The organism is Stenotrophomonas sp. YJH_SMC_82 (assembly GCF_059368875.1).
On the sequence record NZ_JCAFSE010000001.1, the window covers coordinates 248222 to 262013 of the forward strand.

Sequence of the window (13792 nt, forward strand, 5' to 3'; positions counted from 1 at the left end):
CCAGCGGCCGGCACTACCGGTCGGGTGGGTGCCGACCGTTGGTCGGCACATCCCATTCCAGGGCTACCGCTCGATCGCCGGCAACGCGTCCGACAACAACAACCGGTCAATCCGTCGCAGCGCACTTTCCAGCTGCCGGCGATCGGCCGCCAGCCCCAGCGACAGCCGCACGCCGTTCTGATGCTGCACCCCCGGCGGGCAGAACGCCGATGAGGGCGCGATCGCCAGCCCCTGCAGCTGTGCGGTACGCACCAGGGTGGCGTCAGTCCATGGCGCTGGTACCCGGCACCAGGCATGCAGGCCTTCGGCGCGCAGCAGCAGCGAAGGCGCCAGCAGGTAGCGCGCCATGCGCATGCGCTCGTGCGCTTCGCTGCGCACCTGCGCCAGCAGCGATTGCGCCGAACCATCCAGCAGCAGCTGGCTGGCCAGCGCCGCCACCAGCGGATGCCCCATCAACCGGGTGGCGCGCAAGGCCGAAGCCATCGCCTCGGCGTGCGCAGCGCTTGGGCACTGCACGAACGCAGTGCGCAGGCCGGGGCTGATCACCTTCGACAGCGTCGCCACGTAGAACACATGGCGCGGTGCCAGCGCCGCCAGCGGTGTCGGTGCATCCTCGGCGAGGTGCCAGTAAGGATCGTCTTCGATCGCCAGCAGGCCTTCCCTCTCCAGAACACGCGCCAGCGCTTCGCGCCGCTGCAGCGGCAGGGTCAGCGCGGTCGGGTTCTGGCAGGTGGGGTTGAGATAGACCAACCGCGCGCCGCTTTCGCGTGCCAGCCGGGCCAGCGCATCGGGGCACATGCCGTGTTCGTCGCTGTCCACCGGCAGCAGCCGCCGGCCCAGTGCGGCGGCGGCCTGCAGCAGGCCCGGATAGACCAGCGCATCGCAGAGGATCGCATCATCGTCGCGGCCCTGGCTGACCAGGATCGCGGCAAGCGCCACCTGCGCGCCTTCGGTCAGCAACAGGCTGGCATCCTCCACCGCGCCCAGCATCGGTTGCAGCCAGCGCGCTGCCGCGTGGCGGTCGGTGGGATTGCCGCCGCCCAGGTGGTAGGTCATCAGGTTCGGCGCGTTGCTGCGCGCAAGCACGGCGGCGGCACCGCGGCGCAGGGTTTCGGCCAGCGCATCGGCATCGGGCACCGGCGGCACGTTCATGCTCAGGTCCACCACCTGGTCGAAGCCGGCCTTGGGTGGTGCGATGAAACTGCCTTGTGGCCCGCGCGCCTCGATCAGGCCGCGCTTGCGCGCTTCGTCGAACGCCCGCGTTACCGTGGTCAGGTCGACGCCGAGCTGCTGCGCCAACGCACGCTGCGAGGGCAGGCGTTGTCCTGGTGCAAGCCCACCGCGACGCACCGTGCGCTCCAGCGAATTGACGATGCGCAGGTAGATCGGCCCGTTGTGCGCGAGCACGTCCTGCACCCATTCGCGGGCTGCGACATCCGGTCGCGGCATGTACGGAGCATGTCGGGGCGTATCGTTGCTTCCAACGGCGGGAGCCTGTCCATAACCATCGGTCGGTTCGGACAGGTGACCGCCGTTGTTGCTTGTGGCGGCCACAGCGGCCAGCGTCAGTGGTGTCATTGCGCGTCCTCAGCGCTTGGCCTGCCAGGGGCAGTAGCAGCCCACGGCAAGCAGTCCTTTCGGGCGCACGGTTTCGCCGCGCACCAGTCTGTCCAGCAGTGGTTCGACGAAGCTGTTGGCCGAGTTGCAGACCATGCCGATGCTGTACGGGCCGGCATAGGCGAGGTGGCCCTGCCGGTCCCAGATCGCCACGGCAGGGCTGGCCGGGATGTGTTCGATGCCGTCGATGGTCGGCAGGTTGATCACCTTGTTGCGCAGCGGCTCAGGCAGTTCGCCCTGGGTACCGGGGCGGCGGATCGCATAGAAGTCGATGCCGGCGCGGCGGTACATGCTGATCAGGTAGCTCAGGTGTGCGCCGGTTTCGCGGTTGCAGACGGCACACGCCGGGTCCCAGAAGTGCACCACGCGGATGCGGCCGGTATCACCGGCCAGATCGGACGGCAGGCGCAGCTGCGAGTCGTCGAAGACGATGGCCTGTTCGGTGAACGTCGACTGCGCGCTGTAGCCGAAGTACTGCCACAGCGCAGCCGCCACGCCGGCCATGAACAGGCAGGCGAGGGCGATCATCGTCGGCAGCAGCCAGCGGCGGCGCGGCGCGGCTGCGCCCATCAGGACGCGTCCCCGCCGAACTTGTGCACGTACTGCTTGCGCATCTCGCGGCAGGAGTCGGCCTGCGCGCGACGCTGGATCTCGCTACGCGACGGATCCTCGCTGCGCTGCACGCATTGCTCGATGGCGTGGCGCTCGGCGGCCTGCACATCCACGGTCTGCGGCTGCAGGCAGACCCAGGCCAGCGCGGCCAGCATCAACACCACAAAGCCACCACAGCCGGCCATTACCAGGTGGAACTTCAGTCTCTCGGCGCGCATCGACGCACGTCCCTTCATCCATACATTGCATACAAAATATCATCTTGTATGGATGCTGCGCCATGCGCCCGGTTCAGACGATGGCGTTGTGCCGGGCCTCGGGGGCCTCAGACAGGATCTCGTTCAGTTTGGCCAGCGCCCCGGCCAGCGCATCCTGGTCAACTGCGCCGCCCAGCGACAGGCGGATGGCGTTGCCCGGTGGCGGTTCCTCCACGCTGAAGGCGTCCGAACTGGCGATGCCCAGCCCCTGTTCCTGTGCGGCCTGGATCAGCCGGTACTGGTCCAGCCGCGGCGGTAGCGGCAGCCATACGTGCAGGCCGGCCGGGTGCGCCCGCGCGCGGGACGGCAGGTACTGCGCGGCAATCGCCTGGCGCTCGCGCAGCTCCTGCTGGAAGCGCTGCACCATGTCCTGGGCCTGGCCGCTGCGGATCCACTGCGACGCCACCGCCACCATTGACTGGGTCGGCATCAGCGCGATCGCACGCAGGGCGTCCAGCACCGGTTCCATCGGTTCGCCGCCCGGCACCACCAGGTAGGCGGTGCGCAGGCCCGGTGCCAGGCACTTGGACAGGGTGGAGATGTAATACACCGGGCAGCCGGCGTCGCGGTGGGCGGCCAGCGGCGGTGCGGCGTCCCCGGCCAGCAACCAGTAGGGATCGTCTTCGATCACGGTCAGATCGTGGCGCTTGGCAACCGCCAGCAGGGCCTGCCGGCGTTGTGCCGACATCGTCGCCGTGGTCGGGTTCTGGATGGTCGGTACCAGGTACAGCAGGCGCGGACGGCGTAGCTGGCAGGCCTCTTCCAGCGCTTCGGGCAGCATGCCTTCGGCGTCCATCGCCACCGGCACCACACCCCGCTGCAGCACGCGCGCGGCGGCCAGCAGGCCCGGGTAGGTCAGCTGCTCGGCGGCGATCAGCTCGCCCGGCTGGGTGCGGGCCAGGATCAGTGCGCACAGTGCGGTCTGCGCGCCGGGGCAGATCACCACCTGGTCGGCACCCACCGTGCCCAGCACCGGTGACAGCCACTGCACGGCGGCGGCGCGGTCCTCGCGGGTGCCGGCGCCGACGTGGTAGCTCATCAGTTCGCCCTGGCCCAGCTGCTGGCCCACGTGCTGGAAACCGGCCTCCATGCCCTGTGCGAACGGCGCGCTGCCCAGCAGCGGCGGGATGTTCATGCTCAGGTCCACCGAGGTGCTGCGGTTGCCGGCCGACAGCGCGATGAAGGTGCCGCCGGCGCCCTGCGCATCCAGCAGGCCAGCCTGGCGCAGCTCGGCAAAGGCCCGGGTGACCGTGGTCAGGTCCACGCCCACCTGCTGGGCCAGGTCGCGCTGCGGCGGCAGCCGGTCGCCCGGACGCAGCACGCCGTCATCCACTGCCTCGCGCACCTGCTGGGCGATCTGCAGGTACAGCGGGCCAGCGCCCTCGCGGAAGGGGCGAACCCAGGTGCGATTGGGGTGTTTCAGGCGGCGGCCGGCGGCAGGTGGCGTCATCGGTCAGTTTTTCCATACGTGCAGATGCACAAGTCCATACAATGATGTATCTTGTATGGGCTTGATTGGAGTGGATCGCTCTCTTGTAGGCGACCTCGTACCCACAGTGTAGCCGCTCCACGCCCGGGCGCTGCGCGCAGGCGAGCCGGTCAAGCGCGCTTCTTCAACAGGGTTGACCTCCAATGAATATCTGCTGGAACCGCATCCGCCTGGCGCTGGTCGCCCTGGCCTGCGTCGGCCTGTCGGGCTGTGACTGGGTGCTGCTGGATTCGAAGGGCATGGTCGGGCTCGCCCAGCGCGACCTGATCCTGATCTGCATCGGCCTGATGCTGATCGTGGTGATACCGGCCATCGTGCTGACCTTCGTATTCGCCTGGCGCTTCCGCGCCGGCAACACCAAGGCGAAATACACGCCGGAGTGGTCGCACTCCACCAAGGTGGAGATCGTGGTCTGGGGCGTGCCGCTGCTGATCATTGCCGGCCTGGCCGTGATCGTGTGGAAGTCGACCCACGAACTGGACCCGTACAAGCCGCTGGACGTGGCCGGTGAGCCGCTGCACGTGGACGTGATCGCCACCGACTGGAAATGGGTGTTCGTCTATCCGGACCTGGGCATCGCCACGGTCAACCAGCTCAACTTCCCGGCCAACCGCCCGCTGGCGTTCAACATCACCTCCAACTCGACGATGAATACCTTCTTCATCCCGCAGCTGGGTGGGCAGATCTACGCGATGGCCGGCATGCGCACGCAGCTGCACCTGATCGCCAACGAGCCCGGCCAGTTCCGTGGCATGTCCGGCAACTACAGCGGGCATGGCTTCTCGAACATGAAGTTCATTGCCACCGCCAGCAGCAACGAGGAGTTCGAGCGCTGGGTGGCCGAGGTACGCAGCGCACCACAGGCGCTGGACTTCAACCAGTTCAAGGCGCTGGCCGCACCGTCGAAGAACGCGCCGGTGCAGCACTTCTCCAGCGTCGAACCGCTGCTGTTCAAGAAGGTCATCGACCAGTTCATCGGCGTCGGTGAGAACACCGCTGCTGCGTCCCCGGCGGGTGCTGCCGGTGGTGCCCAGGTTTCCCAGGAGTAACGAACATGTTGGGTAAATTGACGTGGGAGGCCGTGCCGCTGCACGAGCCGATCGTCGTGGTCACGCTGGCGGCCATGGTGCTAGGTGGCCTCGCGCTGCTTGGCGCGGTGACGTACTTCAAGCTATGGGGCGTGCTCTGGCGCGACTGGTTCACCACCGTGGACCACAAGAAGATCGGCATCATGTACGTGGTAGTGGCGCTGGTCATGCTGGTGCGTGGCTTCGCCGACGCGCTGATGATGCGCGCGCAGTTGGCCGCGGCCGGGCCAGGCAGTGATGGCTTCCTGCCACCGGAGCACTACGACCAGATCTTCACCGCGCATGGCGTGATCATGATCTTCTTCGTGGCCACCCCGTTCGTGGTCGGCCTGATGAACATCATCGTGCCGCTGCAGATCGGCGCACGCGACATGGCGTTCCCGTTCCTCAACGCCTTCAGCTTCTGGATCTTCGTGGTTGGCGCTGCGCTGATGATGATCTCGCTGGGCGTTGGCGAGTTCGCCATGACCGGCTGGGTGGCCTATCCGCCGCTGTCGGGCATCGAGTTCAGTCCGGGCGTAGGCGTGGACTACTACATCTGGGCGTTGCAGGCCTCGGGCATCGGCACATTGCTGACCGGCGTCAACCTGTTCATCACCATCCTGCGCATGCGTGCGCCGGGCATGACCCTGATGAAGATGCCGGTGTTCACCTGGACCGTGCTGGTCACCAGCGTGATCATCATCGCCGCCTTCCCGATCCTGACCGTGGCGCTGGGTGCGCTCACCCTGGACCGCTACCTGGACTTCAACTTCTACACCAACACGTTGGGTGGCAACCCGATGATGTACGTGAACCTGGTGTGGGCCTGGGGCCACCCGGAGGTGTACATCCTGGTGCTGCCGGCGTTCGGCATCTTCTCTGAAGTCACCGCCACGTTCGCGCGCAAGAAGCTGTTCGGCTACAAGTCGATGGTGGGCGCCACGCTGGCGATCGGCATCCTGTCGTTCATCGTCTGGCTGCACCACTTCTTCACCATGGGCTCGGGTGCCAGCGTCAATGCCTTCTTCGGCATCATGACGATGATCATCGCCATCCCCACCGGCGTGAAGATCTTTACCTGGCTGTTCACCATGTACGGCGGCCGCGTCGAGTTCAGCGTACCGATGCTGTGGACCATCGCCTTCCTGGTCACCTTCACCATCGGTGGCATGACCGGCGTGCTGCTGGCCATCCCAGGCGCGGACTTCCTGCTGCACAACAGCCTGTTCCTGGTCGCCCACTTCCATAACACCATCATCGGCGGCGCGCTGTTCGGCTACCTGGCCGGCTTCGCCTACTGGTTCCCGAAGGTGTTCGGCTTCACCCTCAACGAGCGCCTGGGCAAGTGGTCGTTCGCCTGCTGGGTGATCGGCTTCTACCTGGCCTTCATGCCGCTGTACATGCTGGGCTTCATGGGCATGACCCGCCGCATGAACCAGTACGACAACCCGGCGTGGACGCCGTACCTGATCGCCGCCTTCATCGGTGCACTGTTCGTGTTCGCGGGCATCATCCTGATGCTGGTGCAGATCTACGTGAGCGTGCGCGACCGCAAGCGCAACCTGGACCTGACCGGCGACCCGTGGAACGCACGCACGCTGGAATGGGCCACGCCGTCGCCGCCGCCGTTCTACAACTTCGCCGTGGTGCCCAAGGCCGATGAGCTGGATGCCTTCCACGAAGCGAAGAAGCGCGGCCTGCCGCCGCCGCCGAAGACGTACGCCCCGATCCACATGCCGAAGAACACCGGGGTGCCGCTGATCCTCAACATCTGGATCCTGGTGCTGTGCTTCGCCCTGGTCTGGCACATCTGGTGGATGGCCGCAGCCAGCTTCATCGCGATGATCGTGACCCTGATCGTGCGGTCCTACGACGAGGACGTGGATTACTACGTCAGTTCCGAAGAGGTGGCGCGCACCGAAGCGGCCAACCTTGCCAAGCTGAAGGAGGTACGCGCATGAACCTGTTGACCCGCCCCGAGCTGGCCAGCGAAACGCAGGCGCACGAGGACCACCACGAGCACGACCACGGCCACGAACAGGGCGGCATGAAGGTGTTCGGCATGTGGGTCTACCTCATGTCCGACCTGGTGCTGTTCGGTTCGCTGTTCGCCTCGTACGCGGTGCTCAGCACCGCCTACGCCGGTGGCCCCACCGGCAAGGACCTGTTCTCGCTGCCGTTCGTGATGGCCGAGACCTTCCTGCTGCTGGTCTCCAGCATCACCTATGGCCAGGCCGTACTGGCGATGCATCGCCACGATGCCTCGGCGGTGCTGCGCTGGCTGGGCGTGACCTTCGTGCTCGGTGCCTCGTTCATCGGCATGGAGATCTACGAGTTCTCGCACCTGATCCACGAAGGCGCGGGCCCGAGCACCAGTGCCTACCTGTCGGCGTTCTTCGCGTTGGTCGCCACCCACGGCCTGCACGTGGCCAGCGGCCTGATCTGGATGGCGGTGGTCATGCACCAGGTCTACCGCCGTGGCCTGACCCCGACCAACATCACCCGCGTGTCGTGCCTGAGCCTGTTCTGGCACTTCCTGGACCTGGTGTGGATCTGCGTCTTCACCTTCGTCTACCTGATCGGAGCCTTCTGACATGGCCCACGTCGAAACCTCGCGCGCCGGCAATGCGCACGGCTCCACCAAGTCCTACCTGATCGGCTTCGTGCTGTGCGCGCTGCTGACCGTGGTGCCGTTCGCACTGGTGATGAACCCGGTGCTGTCGCGGCCGCTCACGCTGTTCCTGCTGGTCGGCTTCGCGGTGGCGCAGATCCTGGTGCAGCTGGTCTATTTCCTGCACATGGACCGCAAGTCCGAAGGTGGCTGGAACCTGGCCAGCTTCGTGTTCACCCTGGTGATCCTGTTCATCGTCGTCGCGTTGTCGGTCTGGATCATCTGGAGCATGCACTACCACATGATGATCAACTGAGCTGGCGAACCGTGAAAGGCATTGCGTTCCCCCATCGTGGCCTGCGCCTGGCCGCAGGCCTGCTGCTCGGCCTGCTGGCCGGCTGCAGCGCGCAGTCGCGCATGGACTTCTATGCGAAGGACATCGCCTGCGAAGAACTTGGCCAGCAGTGGTCGATGCCCGACAGCCGCGGCACCGTGCGCGGCCCGAAGGACCTGCAGGGGCAGGTGACCTACCTGTTCTTCGGTTTCACCAGCTGCCCGGACGTGTGCCCGACCACGATGGTCGAGCTGAGCCAAGTCAAGCACCTGATGGGCAAGGATGCCGATCAGCTGCAGGTCGTGTTCGTCAGCGTCGACCCGGCCCGCGACACGCCCGAGGTCGCGCGCACCTATGTGGAAGCGTTCGATCCCAAGGCAATCGCGCTGGTTGGCAACGATGCGCAGCTGGCCGCGATGGCCAGCGACTTCAAGGCGTTCTACCAGAAAGAGCCCGGTCAGGTACCGGATACCTACACCATGAGCCACATTGCCGGCGGCTACGTGTTCGACCGCCAGGGCCGCCTGCGCCTGTTCGCGCCGTACGGCATGCCGGTGGAAAAGCTGTTCTCGGACGTGCAGCGCCTGCTGCTCGAGCCCGGCCACCCGGCCGCCGGCAACGACGCGCTGGCCAGCTGCCACCTCAAGCACAGCGGCACACTCGCCGCGCGGTAACGCCGGTGGGTGCCAACCTTGGTTGGCACGTCCGAATCTGCTCCTGGTAGATGCCAACCTTGGTTGGCACAGCTGTAGAGCCGAGCCCATGCTCGGCGCCGCGCGCACCGCGCCTGCGGCACCCCGTAGACAGCAGCCGAGCATCGGCTCGGCTCAACACGCGCACGGCCCCGGCAGGTGTCGACCGTTGGTCGGCACACCCCCACACCAATCCCCGGCCGGCCAGGAGAGCCAGCCGGCCGGGGCACCGCTCAACGCCTTACTTGGTCTCTTCCCACTGCACCACGTCCGGCTCGGTGGCGCGGATACCGGCGGTGGACAGCAGCTTGGTGCTCGCATCCAGCGCCGCGTTCACCGACGGGTACTCCACGATCGCCTGGCCCGACGCCTTGGAGACCTTCACCACGGTGCCACCGGTGGCCGTAGCCGCGCGCTGGGCCGATGCTGCATCGGTGAAGAACACCTTGACCCGCGAGGTCGCCACCACCGGCGCTCCGTCACGGGAGACCGCCGCCGCGAACTTGCCGGCACCGGCATCAGCAGGCGCCGCCGCGGCGCCATCCAGCGAACGCTTGGTACGCGAGCTGGTGGTCGCCGCCGCCTGCGGGGTGATCGTGAACTGGCCGCCGCTGGCCTGCTTTACCGTTGCCGAGGGCGACAGCTGGAAACGCGTGCCGCCCACATCGAACGAGCGGCCGGTAGCGGACGCCTTCAGTTCCTGAGCATCCACGGTCGACAGGGTCCTGGCCGGAGGGGTCTGCCCCGAGCTCTGTGCCCAGGCAGGGAAGGTCATCGCCGCGAAGGCGAGCGTGCTCAACAGAATGGTGGTCTTCATCATCAGTGCCCCAGAACGCGGATCTTGAAGAATTCGAGGTTGCCACGCGATGCAGCGGTCGCGGCCTGCCCCATGTCGGTCACTTCCAGCGTCCAGGTGCCCGTGGCGTTCTCATCCAGGAAGGCATTGCTGGACAGCAGGTCCCAGCTGGTGAAGTTGCTCTGCGCGCCACCCGTGCCCGAACCGATCGCGGTGAACGCCGGTTGCACCACGCTGCGGGTACCGCTGGGTGACACCAGCACGAACTGCAGCTGGCGCGTGTTGCGGTGGTTGACCCGGAAGCCCAGCTGCACGCTTTCGATGTTGCGCGCGCCGTTGGCCAACTGGAAGGTCAGGCGTGCAGCGGCGGCCGAGGTGTTGCCGATGGCCACGGTACGCGTGGTGTTGCGCCAGCCGCTGTCGACCAGCGTACCGAGCGACTGGAAGTTCTCGGCCACCTGCACCGCGCGTGCAGCGTTGACCACGCCGAAGCCATACCAGTTGCTGTAGGCACGGCCGGCAGCATTCACCGTCCAGCCCGGCACCAGCGTGCGCCCGTCGGCCAGCGTCACCGCCGGCTGGTTCGGGTGGTTGCGGGTGGCGGTGGTGGCCAGGATGTACTTCACATCGCGATAGGACAGGTTCGGATTGGCTTCCAGCACCAGTGCCGCCACGCCCGAGACCATCGGCGCTGACGCCGAGGTGCCGTTCATCTTGGCGGTGTAGTTGCAGGTGCTGTCGATGGCCGACAGGTTGCTGTCCAGCGTGTTCTGACGGTTGGTGTTCTTGTTGCTGCCCTGCGCGCACCCGGTCACGTCGGTGGTGACGATGGCCGGGTCGTAGGCGCGTGCCACCAGGCCGGGGGCGTACTGGGCCTGCAGGCCGTATTCGCCGCCGAAGGCCGACACCCACAGCGCCGAGCCGGTGGAGGAATACGACGAGCGCACGCCATCGGCACGCACCGCGCCTACCGTGATCACGTTGAACAGGTTGTTGCGCGGATCGCGTCCGGCCGGCACGCAGCCGGTGTTGCGGTTCTTGGTGTCGGTGGTGCAGACATCCTGGGTCTGGCTGATCGAGGCATTGTTGAAGTTGTTGCCCGCCGACTTCACGTAGATGCCGCCGCGGCCACCGCGCGTACCCGACAGTGCCTGCTCGTACGAACGAATCGTGTTTTCGCTGTACGCCAGCGGCAGGTTCGGATTGCCCGGGCCGGCGCCCCAGCTGTTGTTGAACACCTGCACGTCGGCCGATTCCGCGCCGTCCCACCAGGCGTACTCGATGTTGCTCTGCTGGTTGCCCAGGGCTGAGCGCGAAATCGGGTTGAAGCCCTTCAGCGTCGCCGCCGGCGCCACACCACGTACGCCCAGGTTGTTGGCGCCCACCGCGCCAGCAATGCCGCCGACCATGGTGCCGTGGTTGTCGACGTCCGGGTTGGTCGGGGTGGGGTTGTTCGAGCCGTTGGTGAAGTTCTTGCCGGCCACCGCCGCCACGTTGGCCGCCAGGTCCGGATGCGCGATCTGCAGGCCATCATCGACGATGGCGATGGTGACACCCTGGCCACGGATGCCGTTGCGGAACAGGCCATCCACGTTCAGGTCGTTGCCGGCCACCGGCAGGGTGTCGGCCGGGACGGTCTGCCCGGTGTTGAGCAGGTGCCACTGGATACCCGCCAGCGGATCGGCCTGTTGGGCCTGCGCGGTGGCGGCCAGGCTGCCCAGCACCAGGGCAGTGGCAAGGGCCAGGCGCGCAGAGCGCGGTGGCGCGGAGCGTTGCGTGTGTCGCTTCATACACGAATCCTTCTGTTGTGAATCGGCATGGCAGGACGGCGGGGCGGAACTGCCCCATCGCAACGAGCCAAACGCGACACAACGGAGAACCCCCTACCTCTTCACATCCGCAATGTACGAATATGCAAATTGCGTCACAAACACTTAGTACGTCAGGTTATGACAGGGCGCGCGAATGCCTTCACGCCATCTTCGCGCGCTTGCTTCGGGTGCGGGAAACTCGGGTAACCACATGCAGGTGAAGACACATGAAGAAGGAACGCCAGCGTGCACGTGCGCGCGCAGACCAGACCCCGCTCTCGGTTGCCGCCATCCGCAAGGTGGTGCTGTCGATGTACCACCGTCGCCATGATTACTGGACCGATGCGGATATCGCCGAGCTGCTGCCGGCGCTCGCCACATTCAATATCACGACGATCAAACAGTTGCGCTTGCTGATGAAGCGGCACCGACGCGCGCTGCTGCAGGAGGAAAGAGTGAAGATGCGTAGGGCGCAGACACTGCACCTGCTGGCTGAGGATGGTCCCTGTGGCATCGATGTACACGCCAATACCAGCTACTACGCCATCGGCGGCCTGGTCCGCACCAGCATGGAACACGAATTCGGCTTCGAGACGTTGCTGCCCTTCCACGAGGTGCGCGAGGACGAACCCACGTAGTGCGGTGCCTGCCCGGTGGGTGTGGCAGCGCCGCCGGGGCATCATCGCGCGCCCTCACATCGCGCTGTGCTACTACAGCCCGTGCACCCTTCCGCACGGAGCACGATGATGGTCAATCCGCTCGCCCAGGCCCATCGCGGCCTCGGCACCACGCTGTTCAGCCTGTTGAACCCGATACCCTTCGGCTTCTTCGTCGGTGCACTGATCTTCGACGCGATCTATCTCAACAGCGCCGAGGTGATGTGGGGCAAGGCCGCCGCTTGGCTGATCACGTTCGGCCTGCTGATCGCCATCGTGCCGCGCCTGATCAACCTGTTCGCGGTCTGGCGCCGCAACGGCACGGCCACCCGCATCGACCGCATCGACTTCTTCCTCAACCTGGTCGCGGTGGTGCTGGCCATCTGGAACGCCTTCGTGCACAGCCGCGATGCGTATGCCGTTGCTGTGCCGGGCACGATCCTGTCGGCGCTGACCGTGGCCCTGATCGCCCTGGGCCTGATCCTGTTGTCATTGCAGCCACCGGTGCTGCAGGGAGGTCGTCATGGCTAAGCACATCCTGCCCACCGTGGCCGCGCTGGCACTGGCCGTCACCCTGTCGGCCTGCGCCGGCAAGGCCGAATACCATCCGGCCGACCAGTCGGGACCGCAGCCGCCACTGCCCAAGCCGGCCAACTTCCTGATGCCGCCGATGCAGGTGCCCAAGGGCGTGGGCTGGGCCGACGGCCAGGCCCCCACGGTGGCCGAAGGCCTGAAGATCGAGCGCATCGCCGCCAACCTGCAGCACCCGCGCCGGCTGCTGACCCTGCCCAACGGCGATGTACTGGTGGTGGAAGGCAATGGCCCCGGCGAAGAGCCGGTCACCACACCCAAGCAGTGGATCGCCGGCAAGGTGAAGGCGCGCTCGGGCAAGGCCGGCAAGGGCGGCAATCGCGTCACGCTGCTGCGCCGCTCGCCGGGCACCAACACCTGGACCCAGCACGTCTACATCGAGGGCCTGCATTCGCCATTCGGCATCCAGCTGATCGGTGACACGCTGTATGTGGCCAACACCGGCAACATCATGCAGTACCACTACGTGCCCGGCGAAACCCGCATGTCCGACAAGGGCCGCGAGTTCACCGACCTGCCCAGCACCATCAACCACCACTGGACCAAGGAACTGCTGGCCAGCCGCGATGGCAGCAAGCTGTACGTGGGCGTCGGCTCCAACAGCAACATTACTGAAAATGGCCTGGCCGTCGAATACCGCCGCGCGGTCGTGCTGGAGGTGGACGTAGCCACCCGTGGCAGCCGCATCTTCGCGTCGGGCATCCGCAACCCGACCGGGCTGGACTGGGAGCCGAGCACTGGCCAGCTGTGGGCCGTGGCCAACGAGCGTGATGAGATCGGTGCCGACCTGGTGCCGGATTACCTCACCTCGGTGAAGGAAGATGGCTTCTACGGCTGGCCCTACAGCTACTACGGCCAGCACGTGGACGAGCGCGTGCAGCCGCAGCGGCCGGACCTGGTGGCCAAGGCGATCGTGCCGGACTACGCCATCGGCTCGCACGTGGCACCGCTGGGCCTGCTGTTCTACACCGGCCAGGCACTGCCGGCGCAGTACCACGGCGGCGCCTTCATCGGCGAGCACGGCAGCTGGGACCGCTCGCCACTGAGTGGCTACGAAGTGGTCTACGTACCGTTCAAGGACGGCAAGCCGACCGGGCGGCCGCAGACCGTGGTCAGCGGCTTCACCTCGAAGGACGAGAAGACCCTGATGGGTGCGCCGGTGGGCATGGCGATGGACGCCGAGGGTGCGCTGCTGGTGGCCGACGACGTGGGCGACGTGGTGTGGCGGGTGTCGGCGAAATAGCTGTGTAGCGTCG

General features: G+C 66.5%; 14 protein-coding genes. 8 read left to right on the top strand and 6 right to left on the bottom strand.

Features of this window, described 5'->3' with window-relative positions; genetic code table 11:
- Nucleotides 1–63 precede the first annotated feature (63 nt).
- The 4 genes from AC5P53_RS01055 to AC5P53_RS01070 are packed head-to-tail and all read right to left on the bottom strand — an operon-like array spanning nucleotide 64 to nucleotide 3936.
- The gene (locus AC5P53_RS01055) at nucleotides 64–1578 is read right to left on the bottom strand and encodes an aminotransferase-like domain-containing protein (RefSeq protein WP_241887299.1); all 1515 of its coding nucleotides are present in this window, start codon (nucleotides 1576–1578) and stop codon (nucleotides 64–66) included.
- A gap of 9 nt (nucleotides 1579–1587) precedes the next feature.
- Nucleotides 1588–2187 carry a DUF6436 domain-containing protein gene (locus tag AC5P53_RS01060; protein ID WP_046432980.1) on the bottom strand — a complete coding sequence of 200 codons (600 nt, stop codon included), beginning with the start codon at nucleotides 2185–2187 and terminating at the stop codon, nucleotides 1588–1590.
- The gene (locus tag AC5P53_RS01065) at nucleotides 2187–2465 is read right to left on the bottom strand and encodes a hypothetical protein (RefSeq protein WP_169411283.1); all 279 of its coding nucleotides are present in this window, start codon (nucleotides 2463–2465) and stop codon (nucleotides 2187–2189) included. The genes AC5P53_RS01060 and AC5P53_RS01065 overlap by 1 nt, the downstream gene beginning before the upstream one ends.
- A gap of 55 nt (nucleotides 2466–2520) precedes the next feature.
- A complete protein-coding gene (locus tag AC5P53_RS01070; protein WP_049441994.1) occupies nucleotides 2521–3936 on the bottom strand; it encodes an aminotransferase class I/II-fold pyridoxal phosphate-dependent enzyme in 1416 nt (471 codons plus the stop codon).
- A gap of 182 nt (nucleotides 3937–4118) precedes the next feature.
- On the opposite strand from AC5P53_RS01070, the gene cyoA reads away from it, so the two are divergent.
- Genes cyoA through AC5P53_RS01095 form a run of 5 tightly spaced genes read left to right on the top strand, consistent with a single transcriptional unit; the run spans nucleotide 4119 to nucleotide 8664 of the window.
- Nucleotides 4119–5024 carry a ubiquinol oxidase subunit II gene (cyoA, locus tag AC5P53_RS01075; protein WP_032958778.1) on the top strand — a complete coding sequence of 302 codons (906 nt, stop codon included), beginning with the start codon at nucleotides 4119–4121 and terminating at the stop codon, nucleotides 5022–5024.
- 5 nt (nucleotides 5025–5029) lie between these two features.
- Nucleotides 5030–7006 (top strand): cytochrome o ubiquinol oxidase subunit I, encoded by a 1977-nt coding sequence (gene cyoB, locus AC5P53_RS01080; RefSeq protein WP_032958781.1) that lies wholly within the window; start codon nucleotides 5030–5032, stop codon nucleotides 7004–7006.
- Entirely contained in the window at nucleotides 7003–7638 is a 636-nt protein-coding gene (gene cyoC / locus AC5P53_RS01085; RefSeq protein WP_241887300.1) for a cytochrome o ubiquinol oxidase subunit III, read from the top strand. Before cyoB ends, cyoC begins: the two co-directional genes overlap by 4 nt.
- Nucleotide 7639: 1 nt before the next feature.
- Nucleotides 7640–7972: a cytochrome o ubiquinol oxidase subunit IV gene (gene cyoD, locus AC5P53_RS01090; RefSeq protein ID WP_006399830.1), complete on the top strand. Its 333-nt coding sequence runs from the start codon at nucleotides 7640–7642 to the stop codon at nucleotides 7970–7972.
- An 11-nt stretch (nucleotides 7973–7983) separates the two neighbouring features.
- On the top strand, nucleotides 7984–8664 hold the full coding sequence (locus tag AC5P53_RS01095; RefSeq protein WP_049441993.1) for an SCO family protein: 681 nt from the start codon (nucleotides 7984–7986) through the stop codon (nucleotides 8662–8664).
- 259 nt (nucleotides 8665–8923) lie between these two features.
- On the opposite strand, the gene AC5P53_RS01100 is transcribed toward AC5P53_RS01095, so the two are convergent.
- Together AC5P53_RS01100 and AC5P53_RS01105 are read right to left on the bottom strand one after the other, a co-directional pair.
- A complete protein-coding gene (locus tag AC5P53_RS01100; protein WP_032958787.1) occupies nucleotides 8924–9502 on the bottom strand; it encodes a hypothetical protein in 579 nt (192 codons plus the stop codon).
- The gene (locus AC5P53_RS01105) at nucleotides 9502–11268 is read right to left on the bottom strand and encodes a S8 family serine peptidase (protein WP_126411459.1); all 1767 of its coding nucleotides are present in this window, start codon (nucleotides 11266–11268) and stop codon (nucleotides 9502–9504) included. The genes AC5P53_RS01100 and AC5P53_RS01105 overlap by 1 nt, the downstream gene beginning before the upstream one ends.
- Before the next feature lie 248 nt (nucleotides 11269–11516).
- Between AC5P53_RS01105 and AC5P53_RS01110 the strand changes: the two genes are divergently transcribed.
- The 3 genes from AC5P53_RS01110 to AC5P53_RS01120 all read left to right on the top strand — a co-directional run bounded on the left by AC5P53_RS01110 (nucleotide 11517) and on the right by AC5P53_RS01120 (nucleotide 13779).
- A complete protein-coding gene (locus AC5P53_RS01110; protein WP_241887301.1) occupies nucleotides 11517–11927 on the top strand; it encodes a hypothetical protein in 411 nt (136 codons plus the stop codon).
- Between the two features lie 108 nt (nucleotides 11928–12035).
- Nucleotides 12036–12476: a DUF2231 domain-containing protein gene (locus AC5P53_RS01115; protein ID WP_041863928.1), complete on the top strand. Its 441-nt coding sequence runs from the start codon at nucleotides 12036–12038 to the stop codon at nucleotides 12474–12476.
- The gene (locus AC5P53_RS01120; RefSeq protein WP_049441987.1) at nucleotides 12469–13779 is read left to right on the top strand and encodes a PQQ-dependent sugar dehydrogenase; all 1311 of its coding nucleotides are present in this window, start codon (nucleotides 12469–12471) and stop codon (nucleotides 13777–13779) included. The genes AC5P53_RS01115 and AC5P53_RS01120 overlap by 8 nt, the downstream gene beginning before the upstream one ends.
- Nucleotides 13780–13792: the final 13 nt, after the last annotated feature.